Origin of the sequence: Microbacterium sp. NPDC056569 (genome assembly GCF_042793475.1) — a bacterium.
Lineage (GTDB): Bacteria > Actinomycetota > Actinomycetes > Actinomycetales > Microbacteriaceae > Microbacterium.
The window spans coordinates 79,986-100,698 of sequence record NZ_JBHTUV010000011.1; the positions used below are offsets into that span (position 1 = coordinate 79,986).

The 20,713-nt window shown below is 67.8% G+C and carries 21 protein-coding genes; 15 read left to right on the top strand and 6 right to left on the bottom strand.

Going from position 1 to position 20,713, the window contains the following annotated elements:
* Positions 1-79: 79 nt before the first annotated feature.
* Entirely contained in the window at positions 80-754 is a 675-nt protein-coding gene (locus ACFQ7C_RS13940) for a DUF6766 family protein (protein ID WP_378902455.1), read from the bottom strand.
* Positions 755-756: 2 nt separating this feature from the next.
* Positions 757-882, bottom strand: coding sequence for a hypothetical protein (locus ACFQ7C_RS13945; RefSeq protein WP_378902098.1), 126 nt, complete (start codon positions 880-882; stop codon positions 757-759).
* Between the two features lie 117 nt (positions 883-999).
* Here ACFQ7C_RS13945 and ACFQ7C_RS13950 point away from each other — a divergent pair, with 117 nt between their 5' ends.
* The gene (locus ACFQ7C_RS13950; protein ID WP_378902101.1) at positions 1,000-1,158 is read left to right on the top strand and encodes a hypothetical protein; all 159 of its coding nucleotides are present in this window, start codon (positions 1,000-1,002) and stop codon (positions 1,156-1,158) included.
* Positions 1,159-1,181: 23 nt separating this feature from the next.
* Here the strand turns inward: ACFQ7C_RS13950 and ACFQ7C_RS13955 are convergent, their stop codons facing one another.
* Both ACFQ7C_RS13955 and ACFQ7C_RS13960 read right to left on the bottom strand, forming a co-directional pair.
* On the bottom strand, positions 1,182-2,426 hold the full coding sequence (locus ACFQ7C_RS13955) for an RNA polymerase sigma factor (RefSeq protein WP_378902104.1): 1,245 nt from the start codon (positions 2,424-2,426) through the stop codon (positions 1,182-1,184).
* A 60-nt stretch (positions 2,427-2,486) separates the two neighbouring features.
* Complete coding sequence (locus ACFQ7C_RS13960) at positions 2,487-2,873, bottom strand: YciI family protein (RefSeq protein WP_378902107.1); 387 nt, start codon at positions 2,871-2,873, stop codon at positions 2,487-2,489.
* A gap of 223 nt (positions 2,874-3,096) precedes the next feature.
* On the opposite strand from ACFQ7C_RS13960, the gene ACFQ7C_RS13965 reads away from it, so the two are divergent.
* From ACFQ7C_RS13965 to ACFQ7C_RS14020, 12 genes are all read left to right on the top strand, one after another.
* On the top strand, positions 3,097-3,300 hold the full coding sequence (locus ACFQ7C_RS13965) for a hypothetical protein (protein WP_378902110.1): 204 nt from the start codon (positions 3,097-3,099) through the stop codon (positions 3,298-3,300).
* A 437-nt stretch (positions 3,301-3,737) separates the two neighbouring features.
* Positions 3,738-4,739 carry a hypothetical protein gene (locus ACFQ7C_RS13970; RefSeq protein WP_378902458.1) on the top strand — a complete coding sequence of 334 codons (1,002 nt, stop codon included), beginning with the start codon at positions 3,738-3,740 and terminating at the stop codon, positions 4,737-4,739.
* A 131-nt stretch (positions 4,740-4,870) separates the two neighbouring features.
* Positions 4,871-5,716 (top strand): MEDS domain-containing protein, encoded by an 846-nt coding sequence (locus ACFQ7C_RS13975; protein ID WP_378902113.1) that lies wholly within the window; start codon positions 4,871-4,873, stop codon positions 5,714-5,716.
* 100 nt (positions 5,717-5,816) lie between these two features.
* A complete protein-coding gene (gene dnaK / locus ACFQ7C_RS13980; RefSeq protein WP_378902116.1) occupies positions 5,817-7,709 on the top strand; it encodes a molecular chaperone DnaK in 1,893 nt (630 codons plus the stop codon).
* An 11-nt stretch (positions 7,710-7,720) separates the two neighbouring features.
* Positions 7,721-8,224, top strand: a complete 504-nt coding sequence (locus ACFQ7C_RS13985; RefSeq protein ID WP_378902119.1) for a nucleotide exchange factor GrpE — start codon at positions 7,721-7,723, stop codon at positions 8,222-8,224.
* Positions 8,224-9,189 carry a DnaJ C-terminal domain-containing protein gene (locus ACFQ7C_RS13990; RefSeq protein WP_378902122.1) on the top strand — a complete coding sequence of 322 codons (966 nt, stop codon included), beginning with the start codon at positions 8,224-8,226 and terminating at the stop codon, positions 9,187-9,189. Before ACFQ7C_RS13985 ends, ACFQ7C_RS13990 begins: the two co-directional genes overlap by 1 nt.
* Positions 9,186-9,515: a chaperone modulator CbpM gene (locus tag ACFQ7C_RS13995; RefSeq protein ID WP_378902125.1), complete on the top strand. Its 330-nt coding sequence runs from the start codon at positions 9,186-9,188 to the stop codon at positions 9,513-9,515. Before ACFQ7C_RS13990 ends, ACFQ7C_RS13995 begins: the two co-directional genes overlap by 4 nt.
* Complete coding sequence (clpB, locus tag ACFQ7C_RS14000; protein WP_378902128.1) at positions 9,506-12,139, top strand: ATP-dependent chaperone ClpB; 2,634 nt, start codon at positions 9,506-9,508, stop codon at positions 12,137-12,139. The genes ACFQ7C_RS13995 and clpB overlap by 10 nt, the downstream gene beginning before the upstream one ends.
* Positions 12,136-12,633, top strand: coding sequence for a thioredoxin (gene trxA, locus ACFQ7C_RS14005; RefSeq protein WP_378902131.1), 498 nt, complete (start codon positions 12,136-12,138; stop codon positions 12,631-12,633). The genes clpB and trxA overlap by 4 nt, the downstream gene beginning before the upstream one ends.
* Positions 12,630-12,908, top strand: coding sequence for a UBP-type zinc finger domain-containing protein (locus ACFQ7C_RS14010; RefSeq protein WP_378902133.1), 279 nt, complete (start codon positions 12,630-12,632; stop codon positions 12,906-12,908). The genes trxA and ACFQ7C_RS14010 overlap by 4 nt, the downstream gene beginning before the upstream one ends.
* The gene (locus ACFQ7C_RS14015) at positions 12,886-14,553 is read left to right on the top strand and encodes an FAD-dependent oxidoreductase (RefSeq protein WP_378902135.1); all 1,668 of its coding nucleotides are present in this window, start codon (positions 12,886-12,888) and stop codon (positions 14,551-14,553) included. Before ACFQ7C_RS14010 ends, ACFQ7C_RS14015 begins: the two co-directional genes overlap by 23 nt.
* Positions 14,554-14,688: 135 nt before the next feature.
* Complete coding sequence (locus tag ACFQ7C_RS14020) at positions 14,689-14,772, top strand: TMEM175 family protein (protein ID WP_378902461.1); 84 nt, start codon at positions 14,689-14,691, stop codon at positions 14,770-14,772.
* Between the two features lie 219 nt (positions 14,773-14,991).
* Here ACFQ7C_RS14020 and ACFQ7C_RS14025 read toward each other — a convergent pair whose 3' ends face one another.
* Complete coding sequence (locus tag ACFQ7C_RS14025) at positions 14,992-17,733, bottom strand: AAA family ATPase (protein ID WP_378902138.1); 2,742 nt, start codon at positions 17,731-17,733, stop codon at positions 14,992-14,994.
* Between the two features lie 482 nt (positions 17,734-18,215).
* Here ACFQ7C_RS14025 and ACFQ7C_RS14030 point away from each other — a divergent pair, with 482 nt between their 5' ends.
* Positions 18,216-18,953, top strand: a complete 738-nt coding sequence (locus ACFQ7C_RS14030) for an AAA family ATPase (RefSeq protein WP_378902141.1) — start codon at positions 18,216-18,218, stop codon at positions 18,951-18,953.
* Between the two features lie 101 nt (positions 18,954-19,054).
* On the opposite strand, the gene ACFQ7C_RS14035 is transcribed toward ACFQ7C_RS14030, so the two are convergent.
* Positions 19,055-19,786, bottom strand: a complete 732-nt coding sequence (locus tag ACFQ7C_RS14035) for a hypothetical protein (protein WP_378902144.1) — start codon at positions 19,784-19,786, stop codon at positions 19,055-19,057.
* A 187-nt stretch (positions 19,787-19,973) separates the two neighbouring features.
* Here ACFQ7C_RS14035 and ACFQ7C_RS14040 point away from each other — a divergent pair, with 187 nt between their 5' ends.
* On the top strand, positions 19,974-20,576 hold the full coding sequence (locus tag ACFQ7C_RS14040) for a hypothetical protein (protein WP_378902146.1): 603 nt from the start codon (positions 19,974-19,976) through the stop codon (positions 20,574-20,576).
* Positions 20,577-20,713 lie beyond the last annotated feature (137 nt).

Consider the following 20,713-nt stretch of genomic DNA (forward strand, 5'->3'; position numbering starts at 1 on the left):
CCATGGTCCTCTGCTCGGAGGACGCCGGCCAGCCCTTGACAGTCTCCGCGCATCCCGTATGGTGTCCGGATCTGCGACGTCACTCGCCAGACACCGAAGACTCATGGTGTGGCGCTCCGACCGGCTTGGACTCGCTCGATCCGCGCTGCCGCAGGAAGATCGACAGCGCGATCATCGCGCCGACTGCGAGGAACTCGGACTGCCAGTTCTGAAGTGTCCGGTTCCAGAAGTCGGGGGTGACCAGGTACGCGGCCCAAGTGATCGCGGGTTGGCCGTGTTCGGCGTTCTCGGCGTTCATCACGACGGTGCCGGCGAGCGACTGCGCGAGCCACGAGAGCACGAAGACGCCTCCCATCACCAGCAGCAGCGAGTTCGAGAAGACCGTCAGACGGATGCCGCGCACCCGCGCCCATGCGGGGGAGTCGGGTCGGGCGTGCTCGGCGACGAGCTGGTCCTCGTCGCTGCCAGGGCCCTCATCGCCCGGCTTCTTCGACTCGGGGGAGCCGCGCTGCACCAGCCAGATCGTCGCAGCGATGAAAAGGGTGAACTGCAGGAACTCGGACTGCCAGTTCTCGGCGACGTCGACGACGAAGTCCGACGACGTCAGGAACGCGCCGAATCCCAGCGCCGGAAGGCCGTGCTCCTGGAGCCGCTCGTTGTTCTCGAAGAAGCCGGCGATCGACTGGCCGGCGAGAGCGAGGATGAAGAGCAGGCCGAACGCCAGGCTCAGGGCGTTGTCGCGGATCGAGCGCATGATCATCGACCCATCAGTGGAACGGCGATCATGTACCCGAGACCGCCGGCCAGCACAGCGATCCAGCACCAGAACACGACGGCCTCGCCTCGACGGGGACCCTCTTCCTCGGGCGTGGAATCCACCATCTCCTGCTCCTCTCGTGCGGACGAGCATCACGTGATGGGTCACAGACTGCGCCGGTGTCCCATGCGGGGGAACGGGGTTGACAGCCGGGCCACCCGTACGCGTGAGTGTCGGGCGACGTGAACGGCGACATGGTCGGGGTTCCGTCGTCCCAGCTCGCGGTGTTCCCTGGCACGAGCCACTTCTTCGGGCTCGCGCGCACCGACCTGGTGCGTGATGTGGTCATCGGGTTCCTCGACGCGGCCTCGCCCCGCGGATTCGGCGCGACAGCGACGTGATCCGCGTCAGCGCGCCACCCGGGTCATGACGCGAGCTGGTCGCGGCGGCGGGTGAGATACGCCCGCTCGGCGGGGTTGCCGGCGAGGTGGATGGCTCGGTCGTACGCCGTCCGCGATTCGTCGCTTCTTCCGACCCGCCGGAGGAGCTCCGCGCGCGCGGCGTGGTACGCGTGGTAGCCGTCGAGCGTCCCGCCGAGGCGGTCGATCTCGGCCAGCGCCACGTCGGGACCGTCCAGCTCGGCGACCGCGATCGCGCGGTTGAGTCGCACGATCGGGGAGGGATCGACCCCCACCAGGCGGTCGTAGAGGGCGACGATCTGGGACCAGTCGGTGTCGCGTGAGGACGAGGCATCCGTGTGCACCGCGTTGATCGCGGCAAGAAGCTGATACCGCCCGGGAGGCTCCGCGCCGGCGGCGACCGCGGCGATCCGCTCGCGCACCAGGGCGTGACCCTCGATGATCAGCGTCCGGTTCCACGCGCCCCGGTCCTGCTCATCGAGCGTCACCAGTTCACCGGTGCGGGACACGCGCGCGGTTCGTCGCGCATCGGTGAGGAGCATCAGGGCGAGGAGGCCGGCCACCTCGCCCTCATCGGGAAGGAGCGCTCTCAGGAGGCGCCCCAGGCGGATCGCCTCGTCGGTCAGGTCGGCGCGCAGCGGGTCGTCGCCGGCGGTGGCCAGATAGCCCTCGTTGAAGATCAGGTAGATCACCGCGAGCACACCGGCGAGTCGTTCGTGGATGTCGGTCGCCGACGGCACCCGGTACGGAACGTGCGTGGCCTTGATCTTCGCTTTCGCTCGAGTGATCCGTCGCGCCATCGCGGTCTCGGGCACCAGGAACGCGCGGGCGATCTCTGCGACGGTCAGCCCGCCGAGCATGCGCAATGTCAGCGCGACCCGGGCCTCCATCGCGAGAGCAGGATGGCAGCACGTGAAGACCAGCCGGAGCCGGTCGTCCTCCACCGGCCCGGTCGGATCGGGCGGAGTGTCGTCGGACAGCATCTGGGCCGCCAGGTGTTTCTCGTCACGCCGGGACTCGCGACGCAGCCGGTCGATCGCCTTGCGCGTCGCGGTCGTGGTGAGCCACGCGCCGGGGTTCGGTGGTACGCCGTCGCGCGGCCAGCGCTCCACCGCGGCCACGTACGCCTCGGCTGCGGCGTCCTCGGCGAGGTCGAGATCACCGAAGCGCCGGGTGAGACCGGCCACCACCCGCGCCCACTCGTGTCGGTGGGCGCGGGCGATCGCCTTCTGGAGGGGCGATTCGGTCACGACTCCAGCGGAGCCCCGCCGGATGTCGACCCGAACGCGGACATCAGGGAGCGAACCACGTCACACGGTCTCGGACGCGTGCCGATCGACGATCTCGGCGAGATCCGAGGGGAATCGGTGCACTTCCTGGGGCCAGTCCAGTGCGACGGCCAGTCGTCCGGCCCAATAGCGAGCGGCAGCATCGTCCGCCACGTCCACGACGGTGAACCCGCCGAGGTGTTCCTTCGTCTCGACGAACGGTCCATCGGTGAAGACCGGCTGGCCGTCCCTGCTCACCACGCTGCAGATCGCGGTCGAGGCATCGATGCCCCCATCCGCGTAGAGGAAGACGCCGGCCGCCCTCATGTCGTCGAGCACGGCCTGCGAGGCCTCGCTCTTGCTGCGCAGTTCGTCGGCGGTGTGCTCCGGCACCCATTCGTCGTTGAACGCGATCAGATATTTCGGCATTGTCGTCTCCTCTCGTCAGGACGAGGGCCATGTCGTGGCTCCTCAGCGACCCGATGGGGTCGCTCACCTCATCCACGAACGGCGACGCTCGAATACGACACTATCTCCGAGATCCTTTCACAGCACCGGCGCGCGCTCGGTGGCGCGCCGACCGCCGGATCATGGCTTGCCGCCGCCGGCAACCCCCTTCACGGATCCCGGGCAGCGGACGGACGCTCGCTGTATGAGCCATCCAGACGACATCAAGCAGCCCCTGGACCACCTCCCGCCGCTGGAGGATCGCGACAAGGCGATCGAGATCGAAGAACCGCACTATCCCGGCACGGATGGACCCGACCGTTCCTCCGCGGTCGGTCCCGCGACGGCAGCGGAGCCCGAGCGACCCGGGCGACACGGCCTCGACAAGCCGCCGACAAGCGGGGCCTGACCCGCCACCGGCACTACGGCCTCGACGCCGGACGGTCGACGACGACGTCGCGCTGCGGGCCGTAGCTCAATGGCGAGGCAACGAACGAGGGTGCCGGCGAAGCAGAGGACCGCGAGTCGGGATGACTCGCGGTCCTCTACACGGATGGTGCCCCCGACAGGAATCGAACCTGCGACCTTTGGTACCGGAAACCTCATTCGGGCCGCGCGAGCCGCATCGCACTCGCCGAAATCCGCGGAATTCCGGGGAAGTTGGACCTGGCTCGATCAGCCGAATCCACCCCGTTCTTCGCCAGATGTTGTCAGAATGTTGTCACGGTGCGGCGCCACTCGGGTGTGCTTGCCCCTGAGGCTGCTCGACGCGATGGATCGGGTCGATCGCCTGCTTCCGTCTTCGTGCAGATTCGGACGGGACCCTGGGTGTACCTTGCGGACGTGATGTCCATCCGAGTGGGTATCGTGGCCGATCCGGCCGCCCCGACGGAAGTCGCGCGGCGGATGACCGACCTCGTCGCGCCCGACGGCGAGGATCGGATCGCGTGGGACATCGAGCTGTTGAGCGAGCCCTTCACCGTCGGTTCAGAGGACGTCGACGTCGCGCTGGCGCGACTGCAGGCTCATGCCGCCGTTCACGAGTGGGACCTCGTCGTCGGGGTGACCGAGCTCCCGCTGCGCGACGATGACGGCCGCTACCTGATGGCCGCTTTTGACCCGCAGCGGCACGCGGCAGTGCTCTCGCTCCCCGCTCTCGGCGGGTTCCGTGTTCGCTCGCGTGCCCGTCGCGCCGTGAGCGGGCTCGTCAGCGGCATGGCGGAACCCGCCTCGCCCGAGGAACAGCGCCTGCCGATGCCCGGTCTCATCGCCCGCTGGCGGGTGCTCGTTGGCATGGTTCTCGCGAATCGGCCGTGGCTCCTCGCGACCGGGCTCAAGTCCGCACTCGTCGCGGCACTGGCGACCGGCGCGGTGGCCACGGTCGACTCGACGGTCTGGCTGCTCGCCGCCTCCCTCTCAGGGTGGCGACTCGGCGTCGCGACCATCGCCTCCATCGCGATCGTCGTCGCCTGGATCGTCATCGACGGCGAACTGTGGGACCGTCCCGAAGACGGTTCCTCGCGGGCTCGCGAGAGGTCCCGGCTCTACAACACCTCCACTCTGCTGACGCTGGCGATCGGGGTGGTCATCGGCTACGTGACACTGTTCGTCGTGAACCTGGCGTGGGCACTGTTCGTCCTCGACCCCGCGCTGATGGGCGAGTCGGTCGGCATCCCGCTCGACTACGGCGATCTGTTCGTGCTCACGTGGTTCGTGGCGTCGGCAGCGACGATCGGGGGTGCGCTCGGCACGGGACTGGAGTCGGACGAGGCGATTCGCGCGGCCGCGTACTCGAAGCGGGAAGAGGAGCGCCGCGCCCGGCTGGCGAGAGAGCGGGACGAGACCTAGAGCGCCTGGGCGCGTCGTCAGCGCCCGCATCCGCGCGACCTACTCCTCCACCCCGCACAAGGCAACCCCCGTGACCAGCGTGGTGCAACGCCCGCAGGCTCAGCGCATGGCGCGACTCGCGGCAGTGCCCGATGAGTGATCTGCTCATGGGGATCCCCGGCATCGGCGAGGTCTACCCCGGGGTGCATGTCTGCGCCCTCTTCTCGGGACCCATCGAGCGGGACCGCCTGCTGGTGAGGTTCCTGCAAGAGGGCCTCCGGCACGGCGACCACTGCGTCTGCTTCATCGACGAGATCGAACCCGCCGGCGTGCGGCAACGGGTGTACCGAGGAGCGGGTGTCGCGGACGACCGCCGGCCGGGCGGGCTCGACATGCACTCAGCGCCCGACGCCTATCTTCACTCCGGAGGCCTGGCGCCGCAGCAGCGCATCGTGAACCTCGTCTCGCACCCGGTGTCATCCGAGGACGAGCGACGTCCGCTGCTGCGCGCTGCCGGCCAGACACCCGCACACGCCTCGGGGGAGACGGGAGCGAGCGAGATCTTCGACTATGAGTCGGCCGTCATCCGGATCCTGGCCGAGTTGCCCACCATCTTCCTGTGCCTCTACGACGTGCGACTTTTCGGGATGGGGGTGATCGCGGACGTGCTGAGGGTCCACTCCAGGACCGTGCTCGATGGAATGGTGCTTTACAACCCGCATGGCGTCGCCCCGATCGCCCCGACGGGTCGCGCGCACGACCCGGATCCCTGGCGGTCGCTCACCGGCACCGAGGTTCGAGTCGCCGGGCTCATAGGTACAGGGATGACGAACCGAGCGACGGCGGAGGAGCTGATCGTGTCGCCCCACACCGTGGACGCGCACCTCAAGCACATCTACCTGAAGCTCGGCATCCACTCCCGGGCCGAGCTCGCCGTCCTCTCATTCCGCCACGGCCCGCCGGACGTGCACCGCCCGCCGGGGGAGGGTGGTCGCTGAGAGCCCCGCGTTCCGCAAGCTCCCCCGTTCACGGGATGCCCCGGGTCAGGTGCCGGAGCGACCATGGCCAGGGAAGCCCCCCGAGCGAACGGAGCATCTCATGGGCAGGAGTGTCGGTATCGACCTGGGAACGACGAACTCGGTGATCGCGGTGATGGAGGGCGGCCAGCCGCAGATCATCCCCAACACCGAGGGAAACAGGACGACGCCCTCCGTCGTCGCGTTCCTCGAGAACGGTGAACGTCTCGTGGGCCAGATGGCCCGGCGACAGGCGATCATGAATCCCAAGGGGACGATCTACTCGGCGAAGCGATTCGTCGGGCGAAAGTACGACGAGGTGCAGTCCGAGATCCATACCGTCTCGTACGACGTGGTGTCCGGGCCGGACGGCGCGGTGAGGTTCTCGGTGCACGGCAAGCTCTACGCCCCGGAGGAGATCTCGGCGCAGGTCCTGCGGAAACTGGCGGAGGACGCGGGCAAAGCGCTCGGCGAGCGGGTCACCGAAGCAGTGATCACCGTGCCTGCGCACTTCAATGACGCCCAGCGACAGGCCACGAAGGACGCAGGCAAGATCGCCGGCCTCGAGGTGCTCCGCATCATCAACGAACCGACTGCTGCGGCCTTGGCATACGGAATGCAGAAGCTCGAGAACGAGACCATCCTCGTGTTCGATCTCGGCGGCGGAACGTTCGATGTCAGCCTGCTCACCGTCGGAGAAGGGGTGGTCGAGGTGCGGTCCACGGCCGGAGACACCCACCTCGGTGGGGACGACTTCGACCGGCGCATCGTCGACTACCTCGCAGAGCAGTTCAAGAAGGATGTCGGCGTCGATCTGCGGGAGGATCCGCAAGCTCTGCAGCGCCTGTTCGAAGCGGCCGAGAAGGCCAAAGTCGAGCTGTCGGCGGTGACGCAGACGGCGGTCAACCTTCCTTTCGTGACGGCGGATGCTTCGGGACCGAAGCATCTGAACGTCAACCTCATGCGCTCGACCTTCGAGCAGCTCACCGCGGACCTCGTCGAGCGCTGCATGGGCCCGGTGAAGCAGGCTCTGGATGACGCGAAAGTCACCGCCGATGACATCGATGAGGTGATCCTCGTCGGCGGTTCCACTCGCATCCCCGCGGTGCAGGCGCTGGTTCGTCGGATGACGGGCGGCAAAGAGCCCAACATGACCGTCAACCCCGACGAGGTCGTCGCGCTGGGCGCGGCGGTCCAGGCCGCGATCATCAAGGGCGATGTCGAGGATGTCCTGCTGCTCGACGTCACGCCGCTTTCGCTGGGGCTCGAGACGCAGGGTGGCGTGATGACCAAGGTCATCGAACGCAACACCACGATCCCGGCACGTCGAACCGAGCTGTTCAGCACCGCCGAAGACAACCAGCAGGCGGTCGACGTGGTCGTCCTTCAGGGGGAGCGTGAGCGCGCCAGCGACAACCGGGTGCTCGCGCGGTTCCGCCTGGAGAACATCCGGCCGGCCCCGCGAGGCGAGCCTCAGATCGAGGTCACCTTCGACATCGACGCCAACGGCATCCTGCACGTCTCCGCGAAAGACAAAGACACCGGAGCCGAGCAGCAGGTCACCATCAGCGAGACGTCGACGCTGACTCCCGAGGATGTCGAGCGCATGCTCTCGGACGCCGAGGCGCACCGCAGCGAGGACGCGCAGCTGCGCGAGTTCGTGGACGCTCGAAACGAGCTCGACTCCGTGACCTATCAGGTGGAGCGGGCACTGAAGGAAGCGGGCGACGATGTCGCAGAGCACGACCGTGCCCGGGCAGAGATGCTGGTGAGTGATGCGCGTGCGGCTCTGGACGCGGAGACGCCGATCGATCGCCTGCGCTCGCTGGCGGGAGAGCTGCACCAGATGGCGCAGGCGCTGCGTACATCCGTCGGCAGCCAGCCCGGCGCCGGTCCCGCGGGTGCATCGCCCGGCGAGGCCGGGGCGGGCGACGACGCCGACGACGTGATCGACGCAGAGTTCACCGCGCACTGAGAGTCGCCATCATGTCCGAACGCGAGGAGCCCGAGGATGAGGTCGTCGGGGCGGCGGAGGCCGGCGGTGAGGATGAGGCCGCCCAGCAGATCGCCGAACTGCAGGACTCGTGGCGTCGCACAGCTGCAGAGCTCGACAACTTCCGCAAACGCAGCGTGAGAGACGTGGTCCGTGCGCGCGAACAGGAGCGGGCGTCGGTGGCGTCCCGCTGGCTCCCGGTTGTCGACAACCTCGAGCGCGCCCTGGACCACGCCTCCTCCGACTCCGATGTGATCGCCGAAGGGGTGCGCGCCGTGCACCAGCAGGCTCTCGCCGTGCTCGCCGACCTCGGGTTCCCTCGGCGCGACGATGAGACCGGGAAGCCGTTCAACCCCGCTCACCACGATGCCGTCGGCACCGTCGCGGATCCGGACCTCATCCCCGGCACCGTCGCGCACGTCATCCTGCCCGGCTACGGTGCCGATGCCGAGATCCTCCGGCCGGCGTCGGTCATCGTTGCGACCAGGAGCGAGTAATGGCTCGAGACGCCTATGAGGTCCTCGGCGTCTCCCGCGATGCCGATCAGTCCGAGATCCAACGGGCCTATCGCAGCCGCGCCCGCAAGCTCCATCCCGATATCAACAAGGATCCCGGGGCGGAAGACGAGTTCAAGGAGCTCTCCGAGGCGTATGACGTGCTCTCCGACCCCGATCAGCGCAAGCGATACGACGCGTTCGGACCGGACTTCCGCCGCGTCGGCGCAGATGTCGACCCCGACGCCTACCGGCGGTCACGCGCCTATGCGGGCGCGGGCTTCGGCGGAGAGAGTGCGAGGGGGCGCCCCGGTAACGGTGCCCCAGGCGGATTCGGGTATTCCGGATCGGTCGGCGATATCGACCTGGAGGACCTGCTGGGCGGCATGTTCGGCTCACGGGGACGCGGCCGGGGCGGGTGGGGTCGAGTCGACGGCTCCGATCAGGAGACGGAGGTCGAGGTGACTGTCGAAGAGGCGTACACCGGAACCCGGCGCACCCTGTCGATCAGTGGTGCCGATGGCCAGCGCACCATCGACGTCGACATCCCCGCCGGTGTCGTGGACGGTCAGAGGATCCGGCTGCGCGGGCAGGGCGGCCAGGGGGCGGGGGGCGGAGCGCCGGGCGACTTGTACCTCATCGTGCGCATCGCGCCCCACCCCCGGTACCGGACGGACGGCCGGGATGTGCATGTGATGCTGCCCATCGCGCCGTGGGAGGCGGCGCTGGGCGCCTCAATGCCGATCGAGACGCCGGGAGGTCGGGCCACCGTCAAAGTACCCGCCGGCACCTCCAGTCACCGGCGACTGCGTCTGAAGGGCCGTGGGCTGCCGAACAGTCGCGGAGAGCCGGGCGACCTCTACGCCGAAGCGCAGATCAAACTCCCCAAGGCGCTGTCACAACAGGAACGCCGACTGTTCGAGCAGCTCGGCAGGGAGTCGACGTTCGACCCGCGGAGCGCACCATGACCGACCTGACCGCAGGCACGCAGTGGCCCCTGGCACGTCCTTACCGGCTGAGCCTCGACAGCTATGCCCGGATCACCGGGGTGCACCCCGACCTCATCCGCAGGCTGATCGCGCTGGGCCTGCTCGAGATCACGCGGGACGCCGAGGGGAACCTCTGGTTCGACCCTTCCCAGGTTCGGGAGATGGCCAAGATCCAGCGGCTGCACCTGCGCCTGAACATCACCTACGCGTCGCTCGGCCTCGTGATGGATCTGCTTGACCGGATCTCCGATCTCGAGAGAACTCAACGGCGCCCGCACCCAGAGAGGGGACGTCGATGGACCTGAACAGACTCACGCAGAAGTCGCAGGAGGCACTGCACGACGCGCAGACGAAGGCGTTGCGGTTCGGACATCAGGAAGTGGATGGCGAGCACCTCCTGCTCGCCCTGTTGGAGCAGAGCGACGGACTGGTGCTGCCTCTGCTCGCTCGGGCCGGTGCCGACGTCGACCGGTTGAGGGAGGATCTGACGGCGGAGCTCGAGAAGCGACCGCGGGTCACGGGGTCGGGTGTCGAGCCCGGCAAGGTGTTCGTCACCCAGAGGCTCAACCGCATCCTCGATGCTGCCGATCGGGAGGCCCGCCGGCTCAAGGACGATTACGTCTCCGTCGAGCACTTGGTCGTCGCGCTCCTCGACGAAGGGTCCAGCTCGGCTGCAGGGCGGGTGCTCGCGCAGCACGGCGTGACGCGCGACTCGTTTCTCGAGACCCTGACCGAAGTGAGGGGGTCGCAGCGGGTCACATCCGCGACTCCGGAGGGAACCTACGAGGCCCTCGGGAAGTATGGCCGCGACCTCGTCGCCGATGCCGCCGCAGGGCGGCTGGAGCCCGTGATCGGCAGGGATGCGGAGATCCGCCGCACCGTCCAGATCCTCTCCCGCAAGAGCAAGAACAACCCGGTGCTGATCGGTGAGCCCGGGGTGGGCAAGACGGCCATCGTCGAGGGACTGGCCCAACGCATCCACCACGGCGACGTGCCCGAGGGTCTGCGCGGGAAGAGCGTGTTCGCACTGGATCTCGCCTCCCTCGTCGCCGGTGCGAAGTACCGCGGCGAGTTCGAGGAGCGACTCAAGGCCGTCCTCAACGAGGTGCTGGCAGGCGAGGGGAACATCCTGCTGTTCATCGATGAGCTTCACACGGTGGTCGGGGCCGGCGCGACGGAAGGCGCGATGGACGCGGGCCAGATCCTCAAGCCCATGCTCGCCCGCGGTGAGCTGCACATGATCGGGGCGACGACGCTCGATGAGTACCGCACCCACATCGAGAAGGATGCGGCGCTCGAGCGTCGGTTCCAGCCCGTGCTGGTCGACGAGCCGAGTGTCGAGGACGCGCTCTCGATCCTGCGGGGGCTGCGCGAGCGGTTCGAAGTGTTCCACGGCGTCAAGATCCACGACGGTGCATTGGTGGCGGCCGTGAGCTTGAGCCACCGCTACATCTCGGAGCGATTCCTGCCCGACAAGGCCATAGACCTCGTCGATGAGGCCTGCGCGATGCTGCGCACCGAGATCGACTCGATGCCGTCGGAACTGGACGAGCTCACCCGTCGTGTGACCCGCCTCGAGATCGAGGAGGCCGCGCTCGCTCAAGAGACGGATGCCGCGAGCCTGCGTCGCCTCGAGGAGTTGCGCAAAGAACTGGCCGATCTCAGGGCTGAATCCGACGCAATGCGCGCGCAGTGGGAAGCGGAGCGTCAGGCGCTGCGTGAAGTGCAGGCGCTGCGGCGTGAGATCGAGCAAGTGCGACTGGAGAGCGAACGAGCCGAACGCGAGTACGACCTCAACAGGGCCGCGAGCCTGCGGCATGGCAAGCTCCCCGAACTCGAACGTCGCCTCAAGGCAAGCGAAGAGCGACTCGAGGCCAAGCAGGGCATGAGACGTCTGCTGCGCGAGGTCGTCACCGCCGACGAGATCGCCTCGATCGTCGCCCAGTGGACGGGTATCCCGGTGAGTCGACTCCAGGAGGGCGAGCGCGCGAAGATCCTCCGCCTCGACGAGCTGCTCCACGAGCGGGTGATCGGCCAGGACGAGGCCGTGCAGCTGGTGACGGATGCTGTCATCCGGGCGCGCTCCGGCATCAAGAGCCCGACCCGCCCGATCGGCTCCTTCGTCTTCCTCGGTCCGACGGGCGTCGGCAAGACGGAGTTGGCGAAAGCGCTCGCGGAGGCGCTGTTCGACAGCGAGGAGAACATCATCCGCATCGACATGAGCGAGTACCAGGAACGGCACACCGTGAGCCGGCTCGTGGGGGCGCCGCCGGGATACGTGGGATTCGAGGAGGGCGGTCAGCTCACCGAGGCGGTTCGCCGCAAGCACTATTCCGTGCTGCTGCTCGACGAGATCGAGAAGGCACACGTCGACGTCTTCAACATCCTGCTGCAGGTGCTCGACGACGGTCGGCTCACCGACTCCCACGGGCGCACCGTCGACTTCCGCAACACCGTCATCATCATGACCTCGAACCTCGGCTCGGAGTTCCTGCTCGAGGGGGTCACACGAGACGGCGAGGTGCAGCCGGAGGCCCGCACGCGGGTGATGAGCGCGCTCCGATCGCACTTCCGGCCGGAGTTCCTGAACCGGATCGACGAGATCGTGCTGTTCAAGCCGCTCACGTTCGCTGAGATCGAGCGCATCGTCGACCTCCAGCTCGACGAGCTGCGGCAACGGCTGGCGGAGCAGCGGATCACCATCGAGGCCACCGAGCGGGCGCGGCGGTTCTTGGCGGAGGAGGGATTCGACCCGGCGTACGGGGCACGCCCGTTGCGGCGTTTCATCTCCCGTGAAGTCGAGACGCGCGTTGCACGTGCGCTCGTGCGAGGCGATCTGTCGGATGACTCCACCATCGTGATCGACGTGGTCGACGGCGAACTCACCGTCGCGCCGGGGCGACCTCAAGATCATGCGGCAGCAGCATGAGCACTCAGCAGAAGGGGTCGACCAGGATCGTCGTCTGCCCGCATTGCAGCACGAAGAACCGGGTGCCCGCCGTCGCGGCAGGGGCACCCCGATGCGGAAACTGCCACCGGCCGCTGCCCTGGGTGGTCGACACGTCCGGCCCAGACTTCACTGCTGTGGTCGACGAGTCCACGTTGCCCGTGCTCGTCGATGTATGGGCACCCTGGTGCGGGCCCTGCCGGATGGTCAGCCCGGCGCTGGAGCAGTTGGCGACCGAGCTGGCAGGACGGCTGAAGCTCGTGAAGGTCAACGCGGACGAGGCGCCGGAGGTGAGTCGCCGCTTCGATATCCAGGCGATCCCGACGCTGCTGCTCATGCGCGGGGGACAGGTGGTCGCCAAGCAGGTCGGCGCCGCACCCGCACACGTCCTGCGTACCTGGCTGACGCAGCACCTGCCCGGTGGTGGAGCGGAGCCGGCGGCGACGAGTGATTCGAACGGCGGGGACCGGCGATGATCGCGGGCGCCGGGCGGGTCACGCAAGACGCGCACCTGGTGCTCGTGCGACCGGTGGGGCCGCCCCGAGCGCGGGGGTGCGAGGAATGCCTCCGCCTCGGCACCCCCTGGGTGCACCTGCGGCAATGCCTCACCTGCGGAGAGATCTGCTGCTGCGACTCGTCGCCTATGCGGCATGCGCGCGCACACGCCGCCACGACGGGCCACGTCATCGTGCGTTCCATCGAACCGGGGGAGAGCTGGAGGTGGTGCTATGCCGACGAGCAGTTCGTCTGATTCCGACCTGGACGACCTGCCCGAGACCCCTGATGCGAGCGGAGCCTACCCTCGGCTCTCGGACGAGCAGATCATGCTGCTCCGTCCCTACGGCGACGCCAAGCGGCTGGCTAGAGGCGCGATGCTGTTCTGCGCCGGCGACCGCGACTGCGGTCTGTTCGTCGTCTTGGACGGGAAGGTCCGCGTCGTTCAGGAGGACGACCTGGACGGCCCCCCGCGAGTGATCGCCGTCCACGGGCGGGGGCGCTTCGTCGGGGATCTGTCGATGCTGACGGGCCAGGCGGTCTACGTCACTGCCATCGCCCAGACCGATGTCGAGGTTCTGGAGATCGCATACGACCGCGTCAAGGAGGCCGTCACCCGGAACCAAGCGCTGGGCGACCTCATCCTCCGGGCTTTCATCCTTCGGCGCAGCATTCACACGGATCTCGGCGTCGGGCTGCGGATCATCGGGTCACGGTTCTCTGCCGACACCCGCCGGCTGAGGGATTTCGCCAGCCGCAATCGCGTGCCCTACCGCTGGGAGGATCTCGAGGAGGACCCCGAGGCGGAGAGCACTCTGCGGGCGTTCGACATTCCGCCCGACCAGACGCCGATCGTCCTGTGGAAGGGGCGCACGGTCCTGCGCAATCCCAGCAACACCGAGCTTGCGGAGCTGCTGGGGCTTCGCGAGAACGCACCTCCGCGCGACGCTGTTGACATCGCGGTGGTCGGGGCGGGGCCGGCGGGCCTTGCCGCCGCGGTCGCGGCGGCGTCGGAAGGACTGTCCACGGTCGTGCTCGACGCGATCGCGACGGGCGGTCAAGCGGGGACGTCGTCGCAGATCGAGAACTATCTCGGGTTCCCTGCTGGTATCTCGGGAGCTGAGCTCGCGGACCGAGCGGTGGTCCAGGCCCGCAAATTCGGTGCCACCTTCATGATCCCCGGCGAGGCGGAATCACTCGGCCGCCTCGACGGCCATTTCGCCATACGGCTGACCGACGGGGCTCGACTCGAGGCTCACACCGTGGTGGTCGCGACCGGGGTGCGATTCCGCCGTCTCAGCGTGCCCGGCATGGACCGGTTCGAGGGCCCCCACGTCTACTACGCCGCCACGGAGTTCGAGGCTCGGATGTGCCGGGCCAATCCGGTCGTCATCGTCGGGGGCGGCAACTCCGCCGGGCAGGCGGCCACGTTCCTGGCGCGCACCGCGACAGATGTCCACCTCGTCATTCGTCACCACGACCTGAGCCGCGACATGTCCCGCTATCTGGCGGAACGGATCAGCGCGATCCCCCAGGTGCACGTATGGAACGACTGCGAGGTCTCCGAGCTGCGTGGCGATGCACGCCTGGAAGAGGTCGTCGTCCGCGACGTGAGAACCGACGAGCGCCGATCTCTCAGCTCCACGGCCCTCTTCGTGCTGATCGGGTCGGAGCCGCACACCCGATGGCTCGAAGGCGCGGTCGAACTCGACGAACGAGGGTTCGTCGTGACGGGCGTAGGCCCGGGAGGCGCCACGATGTTCCAGACCTCGAGCGACGGCGTGTTCGCCATAGGGGACGTGCGCAGCGGGTCGGTGAAGCGGGTCGCGTCGGCCGTCGGCGACGGCGCAGTGGCCGTGCGCCTCGTTTACGAGCATCTCGTCCGAGCGGGAAGAAGGTGATTGCCTCTGAGGTACGGGAGGAGCGTTAGATCGGACGCGATCGCCGCGGTGGTCCGCCATCATTGGCCGAGGCCCCCCACTCATCAGCAGGCCCGGCACCGGGGAGAGCCCCCGCGGGCGGACCCCAGTCGTGCGGTGGCCTTCAGTGATGCCATCATCGCGATCGTCATCACTCTCCTCGTGCTCGATCTACACGGGCCACTCGTTCAGCAGCCCTGACCGGCCACAATCACTTGCGCCTCTTCTGCTCGCGAGCGGCGTCTCGCGCATCCACAACGATGTCCCGCCGTCCCCCGTCGAAGCGAGCGGACCCGAAGGTGGAGGAGCAGGACGCCGCCTCCCAGCGGGAGGCGGAGAAGCAGGCAGCGGCCGAGCAGGGAGCCGCGCGACAAGGCGGCACGGGCGCCCCGACACACCGAGGACTGGCCGCGTCTGTGATCAGACCGAGATTCCCGACGTGGGGGAGACCGACGCGACGTGGCCTTGCGGCTGGGTTGCCGCATTACGCGCAGCGCGTCGGAGTTCGGCGGCTACAGCTCGCACAGAGTCGTTCATCGTGACTTCTGTGCTCCCGCGGAGCATGGTGGCGGCGAGGTGCTCGCGCGCGGCGGCATCCGTTCTCCCGAGCGCGATCGCCTCGTTGTGGTGGCGTCCGCGCGTCAACCCGACGTACAGACCGGCCGCGTCGACGTCGGGACCGACGACGGCGGCGTCGGTGGTTTCGCCTTGGATTCCGTGCACGGTGGATGCGTAGGCGAGCATGACGTGGTCGAGGGCGTAGTCGCGGGTGATGCGGCGGCGCTCGCCGCTGTCGGTGGGGGAGACCAAGTCGATGGTGTCGGGATCGATGCGCGCGATGATCCATTGCGCGCGGTTCTCGACGCCGGTCCGCGGATCGTTGCGTCGCGTCTGCACGGAGTCGCCGACGAGGAGTCGTTGCTCATCTCGGCCGCAGGCGAGGACGGTGGGGCTCAGTTCGCCGGCGTCGACGCGACGCTGCTGGATCTGCGCGTTAATGGCGTCGGCTTCGCTGTTGGATCCGCACATCAGCGCGACCCGCCGGCCGTGACCGGTCTCGTCGATGTAGGCGCTCACCATCGCGGCTCGCGCTTGCTCGGTGCTGTCCACGCGTCGCACGTGACCGCGGGCTGAGAGATCGGCCGCGATCTGGAGCGCGTGATGGTGGTCGCGCGGGTCGCGCAACTGCAGCGTCAGTGCCGCGTAATCTGCGTCCGCGAAACGGTGCACCGTGTCCATCTCGATGGCTGCCGAGGCATGGCGGATCGCGGACGCCATGGCTCCGGCGTGCCCGACGGGGAGGGCCTGATGCGTGTCGCCGACCATGGCCATTCCGGCGCCGGTCTCCAGCGCGACCTCGGTGAGAGCGTCCGCGGTGTGCAGGTCCACCATCCCTGCCTCGTCGACGACGATGCGGTCGCATGCGTCGAGAGGGAACCGTTGCGGCCCACGATATGTCTGCCCGGTGTCGGGGTCGATGTCGCCGGGCGCGAGTCGTTGCCAGACCTGAGCGCCGGTCTGATGCCGCGACCACCTGTAGCCGTGGTCGTGCAGCAGCGCGTGGAGACTCGACGCTTCCGCGCCGGTCTCCCGACCAGCCACGGACGCCGCCTTGCGGGTCGGAGCGACCACAAGCATGCGGCGCCGCTGCCGAACGAGCGCAGCGTGGGCTGCGCGCAGCATCGTGGTCTTGCCGGCGCCGGCTGGTCCGGTCACCGCGACCAGTCCATGCGTCCCGGCGATCGCGCACGCCGCCGCTGACTGCGCCGCGTCCAGCTTCTCGAAACCTTCAACGGATGCCGCCCCGCGCCGCAGCTCTTCGGGGAGGAGTGATCGGCCGGGCGCGGCGATGGCTTCGAAGCGTCGCCCGACGCGCATCTTCAGCCGCATCGTGTCGGTCGCCATGAACGCCTTGATGTGGCCCGGTATGTCGGGCTCGGACGAGAGCCTGACGTAGAGCGAGCGTGCTCGCGCGGCGATGGTCTCGACGATGGTTTCGAGCGACTCACGCTCCGCGATGACTCCGGTGTGGGCGAGTGCGCGGATCGCGCCGGCGCGAAGATCGAACTGGCTGAATCGACCGCTCGCCGCGCGTGACCGGTCATCGGCTTCCACCACCGCAGCATGTGCAAGCAGGTCGAGATCGAGATCCTCGGCGGGCAGGTGCGGTGGCTGGCATTGCGCACGCTCCTCGGTGAGGAGGGGGTCGATGGCGGCGAGCTCGTCACGAGCCGCCGCCTCCCACGCCAGTTCATCCAGCAGCGCCGGCTTGTTCGGGCGTGACATCGCCCACGCTCGTCGATCGATCTGCTGCAGCACCTCGACGCTCGGCCGTACTCCACCGTGTGCGCGCGTCCACTCTGCGATCAGCTGAACGCGGTTGGCTTCTATCTGCGCCGACCGGCGGGAGAACGGGGCGACGGCGCGGGAGAGTTCGGCAATCTCGCCGTCCTCGCCGATCGTGTATCCGTGCCGGGCGAGCGCGGCGATCCACTGTGGGTCGGTGCGCGCCGCCAGCTCGCCTTCCGCGTTGACGACCGTGTGGAATTTCATCGCGACGCGTGAGTCGACGTTCGACCACTTTCCGTCGTCGCCGCGGACCTTGATGTTCAGCCAGAGGTGTCGGTGGATGTGCGGGTCGAGTGCGCGTGAGCGGCGGTGCTGCAGCTCCACCACCTCGAGTTGAGCGATCGATTCACGGATGCTGCCGCCATGACCGCGACGAGCGTTCAGCTCGCGCTGCCACAGCGTGATGACTCGGTCGCGGATCCGGTCCTGCAACGCCTCGAACTCGGTGGCCAACTCCGGATGCAGCAACGCCGCGATGCTGTACGACTTCGGGTGGTTCAGCGTCCCGTCCAGCAGCAGGTCTGAGTCGGAGCGCAACAACGTCTTGCCGCGATCTTCGCCGGTGACCGGGTCATGTCCGCTCAGCCAGACCCGCAGCGCGCCGGCCGAAAGTTCGTCGGATCGGATCGCTCCATGCTCGACGATGAAGCTCGTCACTGAAGCGTCAGCGGTGCTGCTGTACTCCTCGAGCGCATCCACGCCGGGGGAGTGGACGACGTGGGCGTCGCAGACTCCTTTGAGCGCGTAGCCGATCGCTTGTCGAACGCCGCGGGACTCCACGCCCCGCTTCCACCGCTCGAGTCCGCCTCGCATGGCGCCAACGGTACGCTCCTTCTTGCCTAATCGCTACCGATTTACACATTGGTGCCTGCGTGCATCGCTGGTTCTCCTTCTCTCTCTCTTCTTGGCCCGGTTCTCCGTTCTCCCTCCGTGGCTCGGTTCGTCTTGGGTCTTGGGTCTTGGGTCTTGGGTCTTGGGTCTGTGTGATCTCGGTGCGTCGCTGTGGTTCTGTCGGCTGCCGGGAGCTTGTCCGGCCATGGCGCCGCTATCGCGCATAGCATCGACCCGGTTATTCGAACCGGCACCCCCTCATGCCGCCCAGTCGTCAGAATCGGCACTGGATCCGTGCGCTGATCAACCCTCTTCGCGCGCACTCCGGATAGTCGCGACGCATGCGAACCGCCCGTGCCGGCGGCTTACGCTGGCCCCGGTAACGTCGCCGGCTCGCGAACAGGCGGGCACAGTGGATCTGCTCACGGCAGGCGTTGAAGATTGGGCCGTGCGACACTGCCAGAGTGCGTCGGGACATCTTCCGCCAACCTCCGGTCGTTGCGCTGAGCCCTCGCGACGGCCAAGTCGCCGCCGACCGCGGCCGCTGGCCGGCCGCCATTCCCGCGGTCGCGCAGCTACTCGAGGAAGGGCTAACCCTCGACCCCGGAGTCACGTTCCTCGTGGGCGAGAACGGCTCGGGCAAGTCCACCATCGTCGAGGCGGTCGCGATGGCTTATGGATTCTCGGCGGAGGGCGGCTCGACTTCCGCGCGCCACAGCACGCGGCCCAGCGAGTCGGACCTGTCGGAACGGCTGCGCCTGCAACGCGGCGTCGGCGGTCCCAGATGGGGCTACTTCCTGCGCGCCGAGACGATGCACTCGTTCTACACGTACCTCGAGGAGAACCCCTCGGACCGTCCCGAGCCGATATTTCATGAGATGAGCCATGGCGAGTCCTTCCTCGCCATCCTCGACACGCGGTTCGACTCTCCCGGCTTCTACTGTCTAGACGAGCCCGAAGCGGCCCTCTCGTTCGGCTCGACGCTGACTCTCATCGCTACGCTGCACCGCATCGCGTCGGAGGGCGGCCAGGTGCTGTGTGCCACACACTCGCCAATCCTCGCTTCCCTTCCTGGTGCCAAGATCATCGAAGTCGGCGAGTGGGGAATGCGGCCCTCACACTGGGGAGACCTGGAACTGGTCGCGCAGTGGCGGTCGTACCTCGCGGCGCCGGAGCGATACCTCCGGCACCTGCTCGACTGAGCACAGCCAAAGCGCCCGCTGGACGACCGCGTTACGCGCTACGGGAGCCGCGTGCCATGTCCGCCGGGCCATACTCCGGTAGAGCGGACTGAGCCTTGTCGTCAGTGAGCGGAATGCTTGCGTTGTGCGGCACGCCCGGCCGGGGTATCCAACAGGCGGATCAATCCGGGTGACCAGGCGGGATTGATCCATATGGGGCCAAGTCCCGAGAGCGCCTTGGCGTGAGCGCGCATGTCGTTGATGATGTGTTCGCGTGCTTCGTTGTCGGCTAGTTCCCACGCGAGGAGGGCGGACTCGAACCATTCCTGGATCTTTCCGTCTGCGGTGTGCACGTTGAGGGCTCGCTTCAGCGAATGGATCGCACGAATCGTGCGACGCGAATCGCGCGCTTTCGAGATCGAGATGAGCAACGCGCGCGTTCTGGGACTCAACAGTTCCGGGCTCAGCGGAACCCGCCAGCTCGCGGTCTGGCTAAGCATGGAGATCACCCATGCGGCGGCGCTGTCCGACTCGGCTTGGGTGGGGCGGTGGCGGGAATCGGCGGCCTGCTGGTCCTGGCCGCCGAACAAGGTGCTTCGCACGGTTGCGTCGATGTCGGCGGGACATTCCGACACCCGCACGCCGGACATGAAACTCGCAAGGTCCAATGTGAGTTGGTCGAAGTATGCGCATGGAGACAGATATCGAGACGGGGAGAACTCGAGAATCTCCCACGCCTGCGGTTCAGCGGCTTCTGCTGTCTCGTATTGCTGGACGGGGTGGAGGAAGCTTTCCGCGAGCGGACCGCGGTGGATGTAAATGATCCTCCCCGATGAAGGCCACTGTTCGCCCATTTGGTGCTCTCTTCGTGGGCCGGGTTGAGCGCCTAGCCGCCGGGAGTGGCCAAGGTGCGTCCGGCCAAGGGTAACGGCCGGGCTCGTTGATCTGACGATACTGGCTGCAGAGGTTGCCATATGTCATCCGTTGCTCGCGGCCGGGTGAGAGGACGCGAGGAGCGGCGGCCTTCGCTACGGTCAATGCATGGCGCAGACGACAGTGGAGTTGGAGCAGTTGGGATGGCACACCCCCGCTCGCGACATCATCCCGGCGTCACACCGGGATCTGCCGATGCTCCGCGTCTATCTGCCCTTCATCGACCGCGCCGGGAACTACGTGCGGTGGTCTCGGTACGTCGACGTCGACAAGCATCCGGCATCGCTGAACTGGTTCGAAGCGACACAGCACCTTGCCGCGACCCAGCCCAACGTCCGGGAACTGGTCTCGTGCATGGGCGCCCTCGACAGCTCGACCGCTGAAGCGCTGCGCGATGCCATCGGCGACCTGACGCTTCGATGCCTCCGCTGGGTGGGATACGGCGAAGTGCCCACCGACTCGCCCGTCCGCGTGCACAGCGAGGACTACTTCGCAGCTGACCTGAATGCCGCTGACGTGGAAGCCGGGCGTCGGGTGCCCGAGTTCGCCTGGGACGCCGAGAATAGGTTGGCATGGGGCGGCCGGCTGTATCCGGATTCGCTCATCATGGCCGCGGAGCTACCGATCTTCCGGCAGCTACGCAATGACCCTCGACTGGACTCGGCGTCGGTTCGGGCGGATGACGTCCTGCCTGGGAGCGTCGGAGACTGAGCCCGCGACACGAAAGCCGCTACTCCCGTGCGACGCCCGCTGATGGACCGGCTCGCGGGCGGTGCTGGCCCCGCGACAACAGCCAACCCGAGAGGTGCTTGGCGGATCGAGTTGCCGGCAGGTCACGCCGGGACCGG